This is a genomic window from Amycolatopsis sp. NPDC051045 (assembly GCF_040682955.1).
Taxonomy (GTDB): Bacteria; Actinomycetota; Actinomycetes; order Mycobacteriales; family Pseudonocardiaceae; genus Amycolatopsis.
Map to the genome: position 1 here is coordinate 204,489 of NZ_JBFBCC010000010.1, position 17,780 is coordinate 222,268.

The following is a 17,780-nucleotide window of genomic DNA, read 5'->3' on the forward strand; positions in this document are numbered from 1 at the left end:
GCTAACTATCTCGGGTCGCGTGATTTAAGTCGCCCGAAAGCCAGCCCCCGCCCTCCCCGGGGGCGTCCCCAGGTCCAGCGTATCGGGACGGCCCGACAAGCAGCCCGAAAAGCCGCCGCCGCAGCGCGGCTGTCCACATCACGACCGGCCTGTGGACAGCCGGCCGGAGCTATGGCGCGACACGCTCGATGTTCCACCCGTCGTCGGTGCGGACGTAACGGAGCCGGTCGTGCATGCGGTCCTCGCGGCCCTGCCAGAACTCCACCAGGTCCGGCCGGATGCGCCAGCCGCCCCAATGCGGTGGCGCCGGGATGTGCTCGACGTCCGCGAAGCGCCGCTCGATGCCGTGGAGGGCGTTTTCCAGCGCGCGGCGGCCGTCGACCACACGGGACTGCGGGGACGCCCACGCCCCCAGCTGGGAGCCGCGCGGGCGCTGGGCCCAGTACTCCGCCGTCTCCTTGACGCCGACCTTCTCCACCTCGCCGCGGACGTTGACCTGGCGGTGGAGCGGGTACCAGGGGAACGTCACCGACGCGTAGCGGGTCGCCGTCAGGTCGTGGCTCTTCGTCGACGTGTAGTTCGTGTAGAACACGACGCCGCGGTCGTCGAGGCCCTTGCACAGCACCGTCCGGGACGACGGGCGGCCTTCGGCGTCGGCCGTCGCGAGCACCATCGCGTTCGGTTCGGCGATGCCGGCGGCGACGGCCTGGTTCAGCCAGCCCTGCAGCTGGTCGGTCCAGGTGGCCGCCAGCGCGGATTCGTCGAACGCCGCGCCGTCGTAGGCGACGCGCATTCCGGGCAAGCGCACTACGGCGTCTTCCACCTGGTCATCGATCTCCGGCATCATCGCCAAACCTCCGTACCCGGTCGGGGCAGCTGTCACTTCGGCTCCTGCGCACGTTAGGGCCTCGCGGGCGGCAGCGGAACCCACTGAACGGTGACACCCGCCACCCCTTCGCGGCCACCAGCCCGTAACCGCAGGACAACAAGCCGTAACTCCCGCGTTACCCGCCGGACCAGGATCGATACAGGACCCACCTACCTTCGGCCCGTTCCCCACCACCCCCGGAGGCAGGCATGACCGAGACCCTGTCCAACGCCGAAGAAGCCGAAGAAAGCGCCCCGCCGAAACGCCGGTACGCCCCGCTCGCGGCGAACGAGAACCGCGAGGACTACTCACTGCGCTTCGCCGCCCATTCGTTCCGGAAATGGTCCCCGTTCGTCGTCGCGACGACGGCGCTGGGCGGCATCGCCTACCTCGCCGACTTCGCGATCGGCGCCAGCATCGTCCTGTCCTACGGCTTCACCTCCGGCGTGCTCGCGATCCTCGCCGCGGCCGTCGTCATCTTCGTGACCGGCGTGCCCATCGCGGCCGCCTGCGCGAAGTCCGGCGTGGACATGGACCTGCTGACCCGCGGAGCCGGCTTCGGCTACTTCGGGTCGACGCTGACGTCGCTCGTGTACGCGAGCTTCACGGTCATCTTCTTCTCGCTCGAAGGCTCGATCATGGGCCAGGCTTTCCAGCTGGCCCTCGGTATCCCGCTGCCGATCGGCTACCTCCTCGCCACGCTGATCGTGCTGCCGTTCGCGCTCTACGGCATGGGCGCGGTGGCGAAGATGCAGACCTGGACGCAGCCGCTGTGGATCGCCGGGCTGGTGCTGCCGTTCGTCGTCGTCCTGGTCCGCGAGCCGGGCAAGTTCGCCGAGTTCGCGCACTTCGGGGGCACCGAGGGCACCGGCTCCGGGTTCTCCGCGATCGGGTTCGGCCTCGGGATGGGCGTGGCGCTGTCGCTGATCGGGCAGATCGGCGAGCAGGCCGACTACCTGCGGTTCATGCCGGAAAAGACCGCGGAGAACAAGCGGTCGTGGTGGGCCGCGGTGCTCGCCGCCGGACCCGGTTGGGTGATCCTCGGGGCCGCGAAGCAGATCGGTGGCGCACTGCTGGCGTTCCTCGCGCTCGGCGTCGTCGGGAAGACGCACGCGCTGGAGCCGATCGCGCCGTACCTCGAAGCGGTGAAACCGGCCCTGGGGCCGGTGGCGCTGACGTTCGCCGCGCTGTTCGTCGTCGTCTCGCAGATCAAGATCAACACGACGAACGCGTACTCCGGCTCGCTGTCGTTCGCGAACTTCTTCTCCCGCGTGCTGCACAAGCACCCCGGCCGCGTCTGGTACGTGCTGGTGAACTGCGGGATCGCGCTCGCCCTGATGGAGTTCGGCGCGTTCGGCTTCCTGAACAAGATCCTCGGCTTCTACTCGAACGTGGCGATCGCGTGGATCGGCGCCGTCTGCGCCGACCTGGTGATCGCCAAGCCGCTGGGCCTCTCGCCGCGCTACATCGAGTTCAAGCGGGCCTACCTGCACAAGATCAACCCGGTCGGGTTCGGCTCGATGGTCGCCGCGTCGACGGTGTCGATCGTGGCGTACTTCGGCGCGTTCGGGCCGTTCCTGGCCGCGTTCAGCCCGCTGCTCGCGCTGGTGATCGCGGTCGTGCTGGTGCCGGCGCTGGCGGTGGCGACGCGCGGGAAGTACTACCTGGCGCGGCCGAACACGGTCGCCGGCCCGGACACCGACGTCGATCTGCGCGCCACGCACGACTGCTCGGTCTGCGGCGACCCGTACGAGCTGCCGGACGTCGCGGACTGCGCGAAACAGGGCGGCCCGATCTGCTCGCTGTGCTGCACGCTCGACAACACCTGCCACGACGTGTGCCAGACGACCGGCCCGGTCGCGCTCGGCCTCCCGGCCGTGCGCACCCCGTAGAGTCCGCGAAGGCCCCTTTCCCGGCGTCCGCAGCCGGGAAAGGGGCCTTCACGTTCGCCGGGCTCCCCCCTGCTCCCCCGCCCGGCTTGACTGTTCCACGCCGGAGGGCGCGCCGGGGTTGCCCGGGATTTCCAAGATTTTTCCGGGCCGCATGATGGCCGCCAGCATCAGCGCGCGCAGCTCCGCGCCGACGTCTTCCACCGGCAGCGGCGGCTCGTGCGCCTGCCACTCGCGCAGCAGCCCGGTGGCCGCGCCGACCAGGGCGATCGCTGTCAGGCGGTAGTCGCGATCGGGGGCCGCGCCGTGTGCGGCCGCGCGCCGCGCCTCCGTCTCGATGAAGCTCGCCCAGCGGTCGACCCACACCTGGTGCTGCTCCTCCAGCTCCGCGCTGACGCCGACCGCTTCGACGTAGTTGAGCCGCGGCAGCCGGGGATCCACGGTGACCGTGTCGATGAAGACGTCGAGCAGCGTGACGATGCGGGTCACGGCGTCGGCGTCGGCGACCTGGTCGAGCGCGGCGGTGACGTGCTCCAGCGCCAGGCTGTTGATCCGGTCGTGGAGCGTGCGCAGCACGTCCTCCTTGCCGGTGAACTCCTCGTAGAAGTTCCGCGTCGACACCCCGGCCCGTGCGCACATCTCGGTGATCTTCGTGAGCCGGAAGCCGGTGGAGGTGAACAGCTCGAGCCCGGCCGCGAGCAGCCGCTCACGGCGGTCGGCGCGGCGCTGCTCGGGTGCGACGCCGCCGTACGTGCGAGCCACCGGTGTGTCTCCTCCTTCTGAGGGATTGCCGGATCCTACCGGGCTGGTAAATTGTGAAAACCTCGATTACCAAACAGCCGGAGGCAACGATGCTTCGTCGGTTACTGGTCGCCGTCGCGCTCCTGTTCGCGACAGCCGCCCCCACTGCGCACGCCGACCCGGGGGTCCTGCTGGAACAGCGCCCGACGACGGTGTTCGTCGGTCCGTTCCCGGCCCCCGTCAAGGCCTGGCACCTCCGGTACCGCTCGACGTCGGCGACCGGGGCACCGAACGCGGTCTCCGGCACGCTGCTGGTGCCGCCGACGCCGTGGCTGCGCGGCGGCGCGCGCCCGCTGATCACGTACGCGGTGGGTACGCACGGCCTCGGCGACCAGTGCGCGCCCTCGAACCTGCTGGCCCACGGCATCGAGAACGAAAGCGCGCTGCTGGCGCAGGCCTTGTCGCAGGGCTGGGCCGTCGTCGTCACCGACTACGAAGGGCTGGGCACCCCGGGGACGCACACGTACGCGGTCGGGCAGTCCGAAGGCCGGGCGGTGCTCGACGCGGCCCGCGCCGCTTCCGGGGTGACCGGCGCCGGGCTGTCCCCGTCCGGCCCGGTGGGCGTGTTCGGCTACTCGCAGGGCGGCCAGGCCGCAGCGTGGGCGGCCGAGCTGCAGGCCACGTACGCGCCTTCGCTGAACGTCGTCGGCGTAGCGGCCGGCGGGGTGCCGGCGGACCTGAACGCGGTGTTCGCGTCCAACGACGGCGGCGCGGCGTTCGGCCTGGTCCTCGGCGCGGCCACGGGGTTCGCGGCGGCGTACCCCGACGTGCCGTTCGCGTCCATCTTGAACGACCGCGGCCGCGAGGCGGTGGCGCGCGTGTCGAAGGCGTGCACGGTCGAACTGGGCGCGGCGGCGCCGTTCGCGCACCTGCAGGACTTCGTGACGGTGCCGGACCCGATCCACGAGCCGAGCTGGCAGGCCCGGCTGGCTTCGAACTACCTGGGCACGACGGCACCGAAGGCACCCGTCTACCTGTACCACGGGACGCTCGACGAACTGATCCCGTTCAGCGTCGGCACGGCGCTGCGTGACCGCTGGAAGTCCCTCGGCGCGGCGGTGACGTGGCAGGAGTTCCCGCTGCTGGAACACATCGGCGGGGTCTCGATCGGCGGCCCGGCGGCGATGACCTGGCTGGGCACCCACTTCTAACCCCGCTGCGGGCTGCCCCCTCCCCCTTCGCCAAAGGGACGCAGGGCCGTGACGGCGTCGGGGGCCAGGGAGGTCGTGAGGGTGCCGCCCGCAGCGAGGGGGCTGCGGGACCACCACTCGCCCGAGGCCGCCGGAAGTTCCGGGCCGCCGACCTCCAGGTCCGTGGCCAGCACCCGGCGGCCGGCCAGCACCGCCAGACTCCCGTCCAAAGTGGAATCCCCGACTGACAGCGTCTGACGCAGCACCGGTACCGCACCGCGGGTGACCGACAGCGAAGTCGTCATCGACCCCGGGCTTTCCCCGGCCCGGCCCAGCACCAGCACCTCCCGCGTGTGCAAGTACGCGTCCGGCGCCAGCGAAGCCCGGAGAACCGCGGTGTGCCGCGCCCGTGCGGTGATCACCGTCGGCTCCGGCAGGTACTCCAGCGAGCCGCCTTCCGAAACCTCGATATCCACAGTAGACAAGGAAGACTCGCCGTGCAGCCCGGGCAGCGCCAGGGTCGCCGCCACGCCGGAGAGCCGGAGGGACGCCCCCGGTCCGACGTGGATCGACAGCGTCAGGTCGTCCCCGCCCAACGGGGACGTCGCCGAGTTGACCAGGTGCACCACCGCCGTCGCACCGGAACGCCGTCGCGGGAACAACGTCAGCGGTGCCATCGAGCTCAGCTCCCGCAGCACCGTGCGCGAACCGTCGAAGCACGCGGTCAGGCGCGCGTGGGCCTTCACAGCAGGGAACGGACCCAGTCGGCGACCGCCGGCGCGTCGGGGGTGTCCACCAGGGACTGCGTGATCACCGGCAGCGAGCCCCGCATCCGGTGCGCGTCCGACGTCATCACGTCCATGTCCGCGCCGACCAGGTGGGCGAGGTCGATCTTGTTGATCACCAGCAGGTCCGCCGTCGTGACGCCGGGGCCGCCCTTGCGCGGGACCTTGTCGCCGCCCGCGACGTCCACCACGAAGATTTGGCTGTCCGCCAGGCCGCGGCTGAACACCGCCGTCAGGTTGTCGCCGCCGCTCTCGATGATCACCAGGTCCAGGCCGGGGAACTTCTCCTCCAGCCGTTCGACGGCGTCCAGGTTCGCGGTGATGTCGTCGCGGATAGCCGTGTGCGGGCAGGCGCCGGTCTGCACCGCCTCGATCCGTTCCGGGTCGAGCACGCCCGCGCGCCGCAAGAAGTCCGCGTCTTCCGTTGTGTAGATGTCGTTCGTGACCACGGCCAGCCGGATCTCGTCGCCGAGCGCGCGGCACAGCGCCGCGGTCAGCGCCGTCTTGCCCGAGCCGACCGGACCGCCGATGCCGATCCGGTACGCGCGCCCGGCCGTCGGCGCGGCGTCGTAGTGGTCGGGTTCACTGGCCGTCGGGTCGAAGCTGACCTCGTGGAAATGACCATGACCGTGCTCAGCTGGCAAAGAGACGCACCTCTTCCTGATGGTGCCGGGCGTGGGCCTCGGCGAACAGATCCAACGCGGGCGACCCCGGTGACGGCAGTGCCGCCGGGTCGTCGCCCGCCACCGCGGCCGCGTCCGTGCACACCGAACGCAGGTCAAGCCGTGCGACCACGGCGTTCACGGCAAAGGGGTCCAGGCCGAGCAGCCGTACCGCGGCACTCGCCGGGCCGCTGACCGACAGGTACGCGGCCGCCATCGCCGCGTCGTACGGCGAACCACCCGCGACGCCGGCCAACGCGCCCAGGACGATCGGGTGGTGGGGCCGCGGAGTCTCGGCCAGCAACGAGTCCAAGACGGGAGAAGGCCACGCGATCCGCCCGGCCCGCGCGGTCCCACGGCCCTGGGCCCGTGAAGCCGCACGCTGAGCGAGCGACGGGGTGCGCGCATCGAGTTCGAGGTCCAAGCGGGTCCAGTGTCCACCGGAGACCGACCGAGCCGCCGCGTGCGCCGAAGCAGCAGCGAAAACGGCGGCCAGGAAGCCCGCGGTCCGCAACCGTCCGGAAAGGAATCCCGGCAGATCGCGCACGGACGTCACCAGCTTCCGCGAGACGACTTCCTCCAACCCGCCACTGTGGACGTGACCGCCGCCGGGGAAGCGGGAGTCCGCGAGGATCAGCGCCGAAAGGTCCATCAGAAGAGAAAGTACCGTTGCGCCATCGGCAGTTCCGTCACCGGCTGCGGTTCGATGAGCTCGCCGTCGACGTGCACCGCGAAGCTGTCCGGCTCGACGCGGACGTCCGGCGTGGCGTCGTTGAGCACCATGTCCGCCTTGGTCCGCGCGCGCATGTCCGACACCGCGACCAGCGGCCGGGTGATGCCGAACGTCTCGCGCAGACCGCTGTCCAACGCCGAAGGGGCGACGAAGTGCAGGCTCAGCGCGGCCCCGATCGAAGCGCCGAACATCGGCCGGGCCATGACCGGCTGCGGTGTCGGGATGGACGCGTTCGCGTCGCCCATCGCGGCCCACGCCGGGAAGCCGCCCTTCAGCACCACGTGCGGGCGGACGCCGAAGAACTTCGGCTCCCACAGCACCAGGTCGGCGAGCTTGCCGACCTCCACCGAACCGATTTCGGTCTCCATGCCGTGCGCGATGGCCGGGTTGATCGTGTATTTGGCGACATAGCGACGCGCGCGCAGGTTGTCGGCCGCGCCGTCGCCGGGCAGCGCGCCGCGGCGGCGTTTCATCACGTGCGCGGTCTGCCAGGTCCGGATGATCACCTCGCCGATCCGGCCCATCGCCTGCGAGTCGGAGCTCATCATCGAGATCGCGCCCATGTCGTGCAGGACGTCCTCGGCGGCGATCGTGGTCGGCCGGATCCGGCTCTCGGCGAAGGCGAGGTCCTCGGGCACCGACGGGTTGAGGTGGTGGCAGACCACCAGCATGTCGAGGTGCTCGTCGAGGGTGTTGACGGTGTGCGGGCGGGTCGGGTTGGTCGACGACGGCAGCACGTTCGGCAGCGAGACGACCTGGATGATGTCCGGCGCGTGCCCGCCACCGGCGCCTTCGGTGTGGTACGCGTTGATCGAGCGCCCGCCGATCGCGTCCACAGTGGACTCCAGAAAGCCCGCTTCGTTCAGGGTGTCCGTGTGGATGGCCACCTGGACGCCGGCTTCGTCGGCCACGGTCAGGCACGCGTCGATGGCGGCCGGTGTGGTGCCCCAGTCCTCGTGGAGCTTGAAGCCGCCCGCGCCGGCCGCGAGCTGCTCGCGCAGCGCCTCGTGCCGGACGGTGTTCCCCTTGCCCAGAAACAGGACGTTGACCGGGTAACCGTCCATGGCGGACAGCATCCGGCCGAGGTTCCACGCGCCGGGCGTGACCGTGGTCGCCTTCGTGCCCTCGTTGGGGCCGGTGCCGCCGCCGACCAGAGTGGTCAGCCCGGCGGCCAGCGCCGTGTCCACGAGCTGCGGGCAGATGAAGTGGACGTGGCAGTCGATGCCGCCCGCGGTGAGGATCTTGCCGTTGCCGGACAGCACCTCGGTGGACGGCCCGATGACCAGCGCCGGATCGACGCCGTCCATCGTGTCCGGGTTGCCCGCCTTGCCGATGCCGACGATCCGGCCGTCGCGCACGCCGACGTCGGCCTTGACGACGCCCCAGTGGTCGAGGATCACCGCGCCGGTGATGACCAGGTCGGGGGCGCCCTCGGCCCGGGTCGCCATGCCCTGGCCCATGGACTCGCGGATGACCTTGCCGCCGCCGAAGAGCACCTCGTCGCCGGAGCCGCCGGGGCCCATCGAGCGGTCCTCGGTGACCTCGATCAGCAGGTCGGTGTCGGCGAGCCGGATCCGGTCGCCGGTGGTGGGGCCGAACAGCTCGGCGTAGCGCTCGCGGTCGATCTGCGGCATCTCGGACGGCTCCTATGCCTTCTCGGCGGGCGGGAGGACCTCGAAGGACCCGGCGAACCCGGACCGCAGCCCCGGCACGCGGCGCGCTCCGGCGAGCGGCACGAGATCGACTTCGCGTTCGACGCCCGGCTCGAACCGCACCGACGTGCCGGCCGGGACGTCCAGCCGGTGGCCGCGAGCGGCGTCGCGGTCGAACTCGAGGCCGGGGTTCACGGCCGCGAAGTGGTAGTGCGAGCCGACCTGCACCGGCCGGTCGCCGAGGTTGCGGACCAGGAGCCGGACGCGCGCGCGGCCGGGGTTCAGCTCGACCGGCTCGTCGCCGGGAATGATCTCGCCAGGGTGCATACCGCTACCTCTCACACGATCGGGTCGTGCACGGTGACGAGCTTGGTGCCGTCCGGAAACGTGGCCTCGACCTGCACGGAGTCGACCATTTCGGGCACGCCGTCGAGGACCTGCGCGCGGGAGAGCACGCTCCGCCCGCTGGCCACCAGCTCGCTGACCGTGCGCCCGTCGCGGGCCCCTTCGAGGACGTGGTCGGTGATCAGCGCGACCGCTTCCGGGTAGTTGAGCCGGACGCCGCGGTCCAGCCGCTTCCGCGCGACGTCCGCCGCCACGTGGATGAGCAGCTTGTCGCGCTCCTGCGGGCTGAGGTGCATCGCTCAGGTCTATCACCCGGGCCACGGCTCCGCCTGGTTCGGAAACATACCTTTAACCTGGGCTTCGTGACACTGAGTGGTGAAAATTCTCCTGCTTGTCGGCCTCGGTGACTGAATCGTTCTCGTAATCGTGACCGAAACCACCGCATCTTTCGATTGCCCCCCGGCCATCGAGGGAGCAAGGTCTATCCATCCGTGCGATGGTGCGCGCTTTCCGTGCGCTATTCCGTCCGCGCGAGCACCACCACCAAGACGGGGAAAAAAGCGCACCGAAAGGTTCCGCGAAACAGTGACTACCTCCACGATCAGCAAGCCACAGCCGTCCGGCCAACCCGACGACGGCTTCCGACCGGGTCTGGAGGGCGTCGTCGCCTTCCACACCGAAATCGCCGAACCCGACCGGGACGGCGGTGCCCTGCGCTACCGCGGCGTCGACATCGAGGACCTCGCCGGCAAGGTGACCTTCGGCGACGTATGGGGCCTTCTCGTGGACGGCCGCTTCGGTCACGGCCTCCCGCCCGCCGAGCCGTTCCCGCTGCCGGTGCACACCGGCGACGTCCGGGTGGACGTCCAGGCCGCGCTGGCCATGCTCGCCCCGATCTGGGGGTACCGCCCGCTGCTCGACATCACCGACGAAGAGGCCCGCGAGCAGCTGGCCCGCGCCTCGGTGATGGCGCTGTCCTACGTCGCCCAGTCGGCCCGGGGCATCGGCCAGCCCGCGGTGCCGCAGACCCGCGTCGACGAAGCCCACTCGATCACCGAGCGGTTCCTCGTCCGCTGGCGCGGCGAGCCGGACCCGACGCACGTCAGGGCCCTGGACGCGTACTGGGTGTCGGCCGCCGAGCACGGCCTCAACGCGTCGACCTTCACCGCCCGGGTCATCGCGTCCACCGGCGCCGACGTCGCGGCGGCCATGTCGGGCGCCATCGGCGCGATGTCGGGCCCGCTGCACGGCGGCGCGCCGGCCCGCGTGCTCCCGATGATCGAAGAGGTCGAACGCACCGGCGACCCCGAGGCCCTGGTCAAGGGGATCCTCGACCGCAAGGAACGCCTGATGGGCTTCGGCCACCGCGTCTACCGCGCCGAGGACCCGCGGGCGCGCGTGCTGCGCCGGACCTGCCAGGAGCTCGGCGCGACCCGCTTCGAGGCGGCCGCCGCGCTGGAGCAGGCGGCGCTGAAGGAGCTCCGGGAGCGGCGTCCGGATCACCCGATCGAGACCAACGTCGAGTTCTGGGCCGCGGTCATCCTGGACTTCGCGCAGGTCCCGCCGCACATGATGCCCGCGATGTTCAGTTCGGCCCGCACCGCCGGCTGGGCCGCGCACATCCTGGAGCAGAAGCGGACCGGACGCCTGGTGCGGCCGTCGGCCAAGTACGTCGGCCCGGCGCCGCGCAGCCCCGAGGACGTCGAGGGCTGGGAACTGGTCACCAAGCACTGACGCACGCCGGAGGCGGCACTTTCACGTGAAAGTGCCGCTTCGGTCGTGGGCGGCCGTGGTGTCAAGCATCGCTGTGAGCTGGTCGACCAGCCAGGTGTCCAGCGATTCGCGGGGAACCGTGCCTTCCTGGAGCCAGCTGAGAAGGGCGCCCTCGACCACCGCGGTCCAGCAGCGCAGGGTCAGCGAAAGCAGTGGCGAAGGGTTCTCGACGCCGAGGGCGTCCAGGATCAGCGCCACCGCCCGGTTGCGGACCTCGTCGATCGCCGCGTCGGTTTCGGACGTCGCGATCACCGAACCGCTGCGCAGCAGGGCGATGTACCCCGCCCGGTAGTGGCCGGCGACGTCGATCAGGCCGCGGACGGCCGCGCGCAGCCGCACCTCCGGCGGGCCCTCGTCGAGCCCGGCCAAGCCGTCGATCAGCCCGTCGGTGACCGTGCGCAGGGCCTCCACCTGCAGGTCGCGCAGGCTCGAGAAGTACCGGTAGAACAACGGCCGCGACACCTCGGCGCGCGCGACGATGTCGTCCACGGTGACCAGTTCCGGCGCCCGCGAGCCGAACAGGTCGAGCGCGGCGCGGATCAGGTCGTCGCGGCGGGCCTGCGGCGACATCCGCCGCGGCCGGCGGTCGGTCAAGGCGTCGGTTCCACGGCACGGAGAACCTCCCGGGCGACGCCCTCGGGACCGAGCCCGCGCCGGTCCGGGCCCACCGCCGTGACGCCGATGTGGTCCGCCGTCAGCTCGGCGCGCAGGCGTGCGCTCAGCGACAGCGCGGCCGCCGGAGCGAGGTTGACGATGTGGCCGCCTTCGGCGCGCTCGACGAGCATCGGCGCGAACGCGCGGCAACCGTGGATCACGCCCCGGAAGCCGACGTCGACGACGCGTTCCCAGTCTTCGGCGGACGTGCCGAGGAACGAGCCGGACAGCTCGACACCGGCGTTGTTGACCACGATGTCCGGGACACCGTGCTCGGCGCGGACCCGCTCGGCGAAGCGGTGCACAGCTTCGCCGTCCGAAGAGTCCACTGTGTACTCGGCGACCCCGCGTTCTCCCAGCTGCTTCAGGGTTTCGGCGGCACTCGCTCGGTCGACGTCGGTGATGATGACGTCGGCGCCCCGGCCGGCGAAAGCCAGTGCGGTGGCGCGGCCGATGCCGCTGCCCGCCCCGGTGACGACGACGAGTTTGTGCGCGAACGGCCCCATACCGGGCCGGGCCCGGCGCAGCGCGCGGCTTTCGGTGCCGGTTTCGGCGTATTCGATCAGCTCGGCGGCCGCGGCGGCCACCACCGCCGGCTTGGCCCTGGTCACCCAATGCGTTCCGACGATCCGGCGGATGCGCAGGTCGGGCACCCAGCGGACGACCTCGGTCTGCAGCGGCGTGGTGACGTAGGCGTCGCCGGTGGGGGCCAGCACCTGCACCGGGATGTCGGCGGGGCGGGGTGCGGGCCGCGACAGCCGGGTGAACATGTTGGCGCGGTACAGCTCGAGGCCGTGCAGTCCGTCGGCCTTCTCCGGGAGCGCCGCATCCGGTTCCATGCGCCGGATCTGCCGGCCCAGCAGACCGGTGCGCCACAGCAGGTCCGGGACGAACGGCACCTGGAACGCGAGGATGTACCACGAGTGCAGGAACTGGCTCAGCGCGTTCTTGAGCCGTTTCGGCGTCGGACGGCTCAGCTGGGCGCGGAACCACGCGCCGGCGTGGTCGAGGCTCGGGCCCGAGAGGGACGTGTAGGAGGCGATCCGTCCGCGCAGGGCGTCCCCGGTGACGGCGTGCCAGGTCTGGATCGAGCCCCAATCGTGGGCGACCAGGTGCACCCGGCCGGTCGGCTGCACCTCGTCGACGACGGCGCGCAGGTCGTCGGCCAGCTGGTCCAGCCGGTAGGACGCGCGTCCCGGCGGCTTGCCCGACTGTCCGGCGCCGCGGACGTCGTAGGTGACGACCCGGTGTTTCGCGCCCAGCTCGGCGGCTACCCCACCCCACATCGAGCTGTTGTCCGGGTAGCCGTGCACGAGCACGACCGTGGGTCCGTCGCTCCGGCCGCCGATGGTGACGGAAAGACGGACACCGTCGCTGGCGGTCACCCACTTGTGAGACATTCTGTCATGTTAGACAACTTGTCAACAGTCGCATTCACCCGCGCGGCGGTTCCCGTGGCGGGAATGTTCAGATTTTTGCTTGTATGACAGCGTTTTCGTGGTTCCACGGGAAACCACGCGCCCGGTGTCCACCGAACGGTGGACAGCCGATTCAGCTGGCCGTTGGTCGGCTTCGCCGCCGCGAGCGACCAGGCTGAACCCATGACCACAGCAGTGAGCGTGCGCGGCCTGCGCAAGCAGTACCCCGGCCACCTCGCGGTGGCCGGGCTGGACCTGGAGATCGCGCAGGGCGAGGTCTTCTCGCTGCTCGGCCCGAACGGCGCCGGCAAGACCACGACGGTCGAGATCCTCGAGGGCCACCGGCAGCGGACGGCCGGCGAGGTCACGGTGCTCGGCGAGGACCCGGCCAAGGCCGGCCGCGCCTGGCGGGGCCGCCTCGGCATCGTCCTGCAGACGGCGAACGACGCCGCCGAACTGAGCGTCGCCGAGACCGTCCGGCACTTCGCGAAGTACTACCCCGACCCGCGCGATCCCGACGAGGTGATCGACAAGGTCGGGCTCACCGAGAAGGCCGACGCCCGGGTGAAGTCGCTCTCCGGCGGGCAGCGCCGCCGCGTCGACGTCGCGCTCGGCATCATCGGCCGCCCCGAACTGCTCTTCCTCGACGAGCCGACCACCGGCTTCGACCCCGAGGCGCGGCGGCAGTTCTGGACGCTGATCAGCGACCTCGCCGCCGAGGGCACCACCATCCTGCTGACCACGCACTACCTGGACGAGGCCGAAGCGCTCGCCGACCGCGTCGCGGTCATCGCGCGCGGCGAGATCGTCGCCCAGGACACCCCGCGGAACCTGGGCGGCCGGGCCGCCGCCGAGGCCACCGTGCGCTGGGTCGACGAACGCGGTGAGCACGTCGAGCGCACCGCGTACCCGACCAAGCTCGTCACCGAGCTCTCTACTGGGGGTAGGGAGCTCGCCGGGCTGACCGTGACCAGGCCGAGCCTGGAGGACATCTACCTCGACCTGATCGGAGACAAGGCATGACCACCGCGGCATCCGGGGCTTCGCCCACCCTGAACCCCCAAAAGCCAACTGTGCCCCTGCCCGGCCCGCTGTCCCTCGGGCTGGCCCGCGGCGGCACCGAGCTGCGGCAGTTCTTCCGGCACTGGGAACAGGTGGTCTTCACCTTTTCCCTGCCCGCGGTGCTGATGGTCCTGCTCGGGTCCATCCTGGACGGACCGACCGCGCTCGGCGGCGTCACCTCCGGCCAGCTGCTGGCGGCCGGGATGATCGGCTCCGGCATCGTGTCGACGTCGTTCAACAGCATCGCGACCGGCGTTTCGGGAGACCGCGAAACCGGGGCACTCAAGCGCCTGCGCGGCACGCCGATGCCGCCGGCGTCGTACTTCATCGGCAAGATGGTGCTGGTCGCGGTGTCGAGCCTCGCCCAGACGGTGCTGATGGCCGGGGTCGCCGTGCTGCTGTTCGGGCTGGAACTGCCGTCCGACCCGGCGAAGTGGCTGACGCTGCTGTGGGTGTTCGCGCTCGGCATCGTGTCGTGCACCCTCCTCGGGATCGCGGTCAGCTCGCTCGCGAAGTCCACCAACGGCGCGGTTGCCATCGTCCAGATGCTGTACCTGGTGCTGCAGTTCATCTCCGGCGTGTTCGTCTCGCCCATCACGAACCTGCCGAAAGTTATGGTGGACATCGCGTCGTTCTTCCCGCTGAAGTGGATCTGCCAGGGGTTCCGGTCGGTCTTCCTGCCGGACGGCGCCGTGAGGATGGAGATGGCCGGGACATGGGAGCTGCCGCGGGTGGCGCTGGTGCTGGGGGTCTGGTGCGTGGCGGGGGCGGTGCTGGCGCGGCTGACCTTCCGGTGGACCGACGCGAAGTGACCGACGCCTGGGACCGGTTCAACTGGCTCTGGGAGATCCTCTTCGCGGTGGCTTACCTGGCCACGACCGTGCTGGTGGTGCTGGACGAGGCCGATCCGGTGCGCACCGCGGTCGCGGTCGGGGCGCTGACCGCGCTGGCGCTGACCTACCTGGTGTGGGGCCGCCGGGTGGTGCGCGACGACGGGCACCTGCCCCAGCGGTGGACCTTGGCCCTGCTCGTCCTGGGCATGGTCGCGGTGGCGATGTTCGCCAACACCACGGCCAGCTTCATCCTGTTCATGGTGTGCCCGTTGCTGTTCTCGACGCTCGACTTCCGCCCCGCCGCGGTGCTCACCACGGCGGCGATCCTGCTCAGCCCGGTGTCGTCGATCGTGAACGAGGGGCTGCGCGGGCCGTCGCTGCACATCCTGCTGCCGATGACCGCGATCCTCGTCGTGTTCGGCATCCTGTCGGGGAAGTTCATCATGCACGTCATTGACGAGAGCCGGGGCCGGGCGGACCTGATCGCCCGGCTCGAGGAGAGCCAGGCGGAAGTCGCCCGGCTCTCCCGGGAGGCGGGCACCGCGGCCGAGCGCGAACGGCTCGCGCGGGAAATCCACGACACCCTCGCGCAGGGGTTCACCAGCATCGTCACGCTCGCCCAGGCCATCGAGTCCGAATTGGACAGCGACCCGGCCGCGGCGCGGCGGCACGCGGAGCTGGCCGCCCGCACCGCGCGGGACAACCTCGCGGAGGCCCGCGCAATGGTCGCCGCGCTGGCCCCGGCGGACCTCGCGGCCGGCTCGCTGGTCGACGCCGTCCGGCGGCTGGCCGATCGGCTCGCCGACGAGACCGGTGTGCCCGTTCAGTACGAAGTGGACGGTGCACTCCCGGCGATCGGCATGGCGGGTGAAGTGGTTCTGCTACGGGGAGCGCAGGAAGCGCTGAACAACGTCCGGCGGCACGCGGGCGCGTCGGCGGTGTCGGTGCGCTTGTCCGCTGTGGACAGTTCGGTGCGGCTGGCGGTGCGGGACGACGGCGCCGGCTTCGACCCGGACCACGCCCCGGGTTTCGGGCTGCGCGGGATGCGGTCACGGGCCGAGCAGGTCGGTGGCACACTGAGCGTCCGGAGTGGCCCCCACGGCACCGAACTCACCCTGGAGGTGCCGGCGTGATCCGCGTCATGCTCGTCGACGACCACCCCGTCGTCCGTGAAGGCCTCCGCGGCATGCTCGAAGCGGAACCGGACCTCACGGTCGTCGGCGAAGCGGGCTCCGGCGACGAAGCCGTCGCGCTCGACCGGGTCGCCGGACCGGACGTCGTGCTGATGGACCTGCGGATGCCCGGCCTCGACGGCGTCGGCGCCACCAAGCGGATCCTGCGCGAACAGCCCGGACGGCGGATCGTCGTGCTCACGACGTACGAAACGGACGCCGACATCCTGCGCGCGGTGGAAGCCGGCGCGTCGGGCTACCTGCTGAAGGACGCGTCCCGCGCGGAGCTCGCGAACGCGATCCGCGCGGCGGCGCGCGGGGAGACGGTGCTCGCGCCGTCGGTGGCGGGGAAGCTGGTCAACCGGGTCCGCAACCCCGAACCGCAGCCGCTGTCGGCCCGCGAAGTGGAGGTGCTCCGGCTGGTCGCCACGGGCGGCACCAACGCCGACATCGGCCGCGCCCTGCACATCAGCGAAGCGACGGTGAAAACCCACCTGCTGCGGGTCTTCGGCAAACTCGGCGTCTCGGACCGCACGGCCGCGGTGACCACGGCCATGGCCCGCAACCTGCTCACCTGAGCCCCAGGACCTGCTTCGCCCGCCGCCGCGCGGCAGAATGCCTCCATGCTTGAGTCGACCGAACACGCGCTGCTCCGCCGGATCGCCCACGAGCAGGCCGCCTGCCGGGCTCCGTCGCTGGTGGCCGCCGTCGTGCGGGACGGGGAGATCGTCTGGTCCGGTGGCCGGGGACGCGTCGGCGGCGACACGCCCGGCACCGACACCCAGTACCGGCTGGGCTCGATCACCAAGACCCTCGTCGCCACCGCCGTCATGCGGCTGCGCGACGAAGGCCTCCTCGACCTCAACGACCCGCTCGAAAAGCACGTCCCCGGCACGCCGTTCGGCACCGCCACCGTCGCCCAGCTGCTGTCCCACACCGCCGGCCTGACGTCCGAATCGCCCGGCCTCTGGTGGGAGCGGACCCCCGGCGCCGACTGGGACGCGCTGGTCGGCAGCCTCGCCGAGGGCGCGACCAAGCACCGGCCGGGCGCGCGGTTCCACTATTCGAACGTCGGCTACGGCGTTCTCGGCGAACTCATCGCGCGGCACCGCGGCAAGGGCTGGCTCTCCGTGCTCGACGAGGAGATCCTCGGCCCGCTCGGGATGACCCGGACCACGCCGCACCCGGCCGGCGCGCACGCCGAGGGCTTCGCCGTGCACCCGTTCGCCGACGTCCTGCTGCCGGAGCCGAGCCCGGACGCGGGGGCGATGGCTCCGGCCGGGCAGCTGTGGTCCACAGCGCAGGACCTCGGCCGCTGGACCGCGTTCCTCGGGGGCGAAACCGGCGGCGTGCTCGCCCCGGAAACGGTCGGCGAAATGCGGACCATGGTCACCGTCGACGACACCGACGTCTGGACGACCGGGTTCGGGCTCGGCCTGATGCTGGTGCGCTACCGGGGCCGCCGGTTCGCCGGGCACACCGGCTCGATGCCGGGGTTCCTCGCCGTGACGCTGGTCGACCCGGCCGCGCAGACCGGCGCGCTGGTGCTCACCAACTCGACGTCCGGCGTCGGCATCACCCAGCTCTGCCTCGACCTCATCACCATGACCGACGAGCTCGAGCCGCGGCTGCCCACCGAGTGGCTGCCGTCCGCCGTCGACCCCGCCCTGCTCGCGCTGACCGGCCTCTGGCACTGGGGCCCGACGCCGTACCACCTGCGCATCCAGGGCGACGGGCTGCTGCTGCTCGCGCCGGTCGAGGGCGCCGGCCGCAGCTCGCGCTTCCGCCCGGCCGACAAGGACACCTACCTCGGTCTCGACGGCTACTACGCCGGCGAGACGCTCCGCGTGGGCCGCAACGCCGAAGGCGTCGCCACCCACCTCGACCTGGCGACGTTCATCTTCACCCGCACGCCGTACGACCCGGCCGCGCCGGTGCCGGGCGGTGTGGAGAACTGGCGGTGAGATGACGGGCCCCGCTCACACCCCCAGGGTGGTGAGCGG

General features: G+C 71.4%; 18 protein-coding genes. 8 read left to right on the plus strand and 10 right to left on the minus strand.

Annotation, left to right across the window (positions count from 1 at the left end):
• Positions 1-169 precede the first annotated feature (169 nt).
• Complete coding sequence (gene pdxH / locus AB0M80_RS24645; RefSeq protein WP_364569434.1) at positions 170-847, minus strand: pyridoxamine 5'-phosphate oxidase; 678 nt, start codon at positions 845-847, stop codon at positions 170-172.
• Between the two features lie 230 nt (positions 848-1,077).
• Between pdxH and AB0M80_RS24650 the strand changes: the two genes are divergently transcribed.
• Complete coding sequence (locus AB0M80_RS24650; RefSeq protein WP_364569106.1) at positions 1,078-2,760, plus strand: hypothetical protein; 1,683 nt, start codon at positions 1,078-1,080, stop codon at positions 2,758-2,760.
• Positions 2,761-2,808: 48 nt separating this feature from the next.
• Here the strand turns inward: AB0M80_RS24650 and AB0M80_RS24655 are convergent, their stop codons facing one another.
• Positions 2,809-3,519 carry a TetR/AcrR family transcriptional regulator gene (locus tag AB0M80_RS24655; protein WP_364569109.1) on the minus strand — a complete coding sequence of 237 codons (711 nt, stop codon included), beginning with the start codon at positions 3,517-3,519 and terminating at the stop codon, positions 2,809-2,811.
• An 89-nt stretch (positions 3,520-3,608) separates the two neighbouring features.
• Between AB0M80_RS24655 and AB0M80_RS24660 the strand changes: the two genes are divergently transcribed.
• A complete protein-coding gene (locus AB0M80_RS24660) occupies positions 3,609-4,709 on the plus strand; it encodes a lipase family protein (protein ID WP_364569112.1) in 1,101 nt (366 codons plus the stop codon).
• On the opposite strand, the gene AB0M80_RS24665 is transcribed toward AB0M80_RS24660, so the two are convergent.
• The 6 genes from AB0M80_RS24665 to AB0M80_RS24690 are packed head-to-tail and all read right to left on the minus strand — an operon-like array spanning position 4,706 to position 9,161.
• Positions 4,706-5,434, minus strand: a complete 729-nt coding sequence (locus AB0M80_RS24665) for an urease accessory protein UreD (protein ID WP_364569115.1) — start codon at positions 5,432-5,434, stop codon at positions 4,706-4,708. The two genes, AB0M80_RS24660 and AB0M80_RS24665, sit on opposite strands and share 4 nt — an antisense overlap.
• Positions 5,431-6,117: an urease accessory protein UreG gene (gene ureG, locus AB0M80_RS24670; RefSeq protein ID WP_364569118.1), complete on the minus strand. Its 687-nt coding sequence runs from the start codon at positions 6,115-6,117 to the stop codon at positions 5,431-5,433. Before ureG ends, AB0M80_RS24665 begins: the two co-directional genes overlap by 4 nt.
• Positions 6,107-6,787, minus strand: coding sequence for an urease accessory UreF family protein (locus AB0M80_RS24675; RefSeq protein WP_364569120.1), 681 nt, complete (start codon positions 6,785-6,787; stop codon positions 6,107-6,109). Before AB0M80_RS24675 ends, ureG begins: the two co-directional genes overlap by 11 nt.
• A complete protein-coding gene (locus tag AB0M80_RS24680) occupies positions 6,787-8,502 on the minus strand; it encodes an urease subunit alpha (protein WP_364569123.1) in 1,716 nt (571 codons plus the stop codon). The genes AB0M80_RS24675 and AB0M80_RS24680 overlap by 1 nt, the downstream gene beginning before the upstream one ends.
• Positions 8,503-8,514: 12 nt before the next feature.
• Entirely contained in the window at positions 8,515-8,847 is a 333-nt protein-coding gene (locus tag AB0M80_RS24685) for an urease subunit beta (protein ID WP_364569126.1), read from the minus strand.
• Positions 8,848-8,858: 11 nt separating this feature from the next.
• Positions 8,859-9,161, minus strand: coding sequence for an urease subunit gamma (locus AB0M80_RS24690; RefSeq protein ID WP_125307962.1), 303 nt, complete (start codon positions 9,159-9,161; stop codon positions 8,859-8,861).
• A 289-nt stretch (positions 9,162-9,450) separates the two neighbouring features.
• Here AB0M80_RS24690 and AB0M80_RS24695 point away from each other — a divergent pair, with 289 nt between their 5' ends.
• Positions 9,451-10,599 (plus strand): citrate synthase 2, encoded by a 1,149-nt coding sequence (locus tag AB0M80_RS24695; protein WP_364569129.1) that lies wholly within the window; start codon positions 9,451-9,453, stop codon positions 10,597-10,599.
• A gap of 21 nt (positions 10,600-10,620) precedes the next feature.
• On the opposite strand, the gene AB0M80_RS24700 is transcribed toward AB0M80_RS24695, so the two are convergent.
• Entirely contained in the window at positions 10,621-11,208 is a 588-nt protein-coding gene (locus AB0M80_RS24700) for a TetR/AcrR family transcriptional regulator (RefSeq protein WP_364569437.1), read from the minus strand.
• A gap of 20 nt (positions 11,209-11,228) precedes the next feature.
• A complete protein-coding gene (locus AB0M80_RS24705) occupies positions 11,229-12,677 on the minus strand; it encodes an SDR family oxidoreductase (protein WP_364569440.1) in 1,449 nt (482 codons plus the stop codon).
• Positions 12,678-12,893: 216 nt separating this feature from the next.
• Here AB0M80_RS24705 and AB0M80_RS24710 point away from each other — a divergent pair, with 216 nt between their 5' ends.
• The 5 genes from AB0M80_RS24710 to AB0M80_RS24730 are packed head-to-tail and all read left to right on the plus strand — an operon-like array spanning position 12,894 to position 17,741.
• On the plus strand, positions 12,894-13,733 hold the full coding sequence (locus tag AB0M80_RS24710; RefSeq protein ID WP_364569132.1) for an ABC transporter ATP-binding protein: 840 nt from the start codon (positions 12,894-12,896) through the stop codon (positions 13,731-13,733).
• Positions 13,730-14,584: an ABC transporter permease gene (locus AB0M80_RS24715; protein WP_364569134.1), complete on the plus strand. Its 855-nt coding sequence runs from the start codon at positions 13,730-13,732 to the stop codon at positions 14,582-14,584. Before AB0M80_RS24710 ends, AB0M80_RS24715 begins: the two co-directional genes overlap by 4 nt.
• The gene (locus AB0M80_RS24720) at positions 14,581-15,738 is read left to right on the plus strand and encodes a sensor histidine kinase (RefSeq protein ID WP_364569137.1); all 1,158 of its coding nucleotides are present in this window, start codon (positions 14,581-14,583) and stop codon (positions 15,736-15,738) included. The genes AB0M80_RS24715 and AB0M80_RS24720 overlap by 4 nt, the downstream gene beginning before the upstream one ends.
• Positions 15,735-16,355, plus strand: coding sequence for a response regulator transcription factor (locus AB0M80_RS24725; RefSeq protein WP_364569140.1), 621 nt, complete (start codon positions 15,735-15,737; stop codon positions 16,353-16,355). The genes AB0M80_RS24720 and AB0M80_RS24725 overlap by 4 nt, the downstream gene beginning before the upstream one ends.
• A 45-nt stretch (positions 16,356-16,400) precedes the next feature.
• The gene (locus tag AB0M80_RS24730) at positions 16,401-17,741 is read left to right on the plus strand and encodes a serine hydrolase domain-containing protein (protein ID WP_364569143.1); all 1,341 of its coding nucleotides are present in this window, start codon (positions 16,401-16,403) and stop codon (positions 17,739-17,741) included.
• The last annotated feature ends 39 nt before the right edge of the window (positions 17,742-17,780 follow it).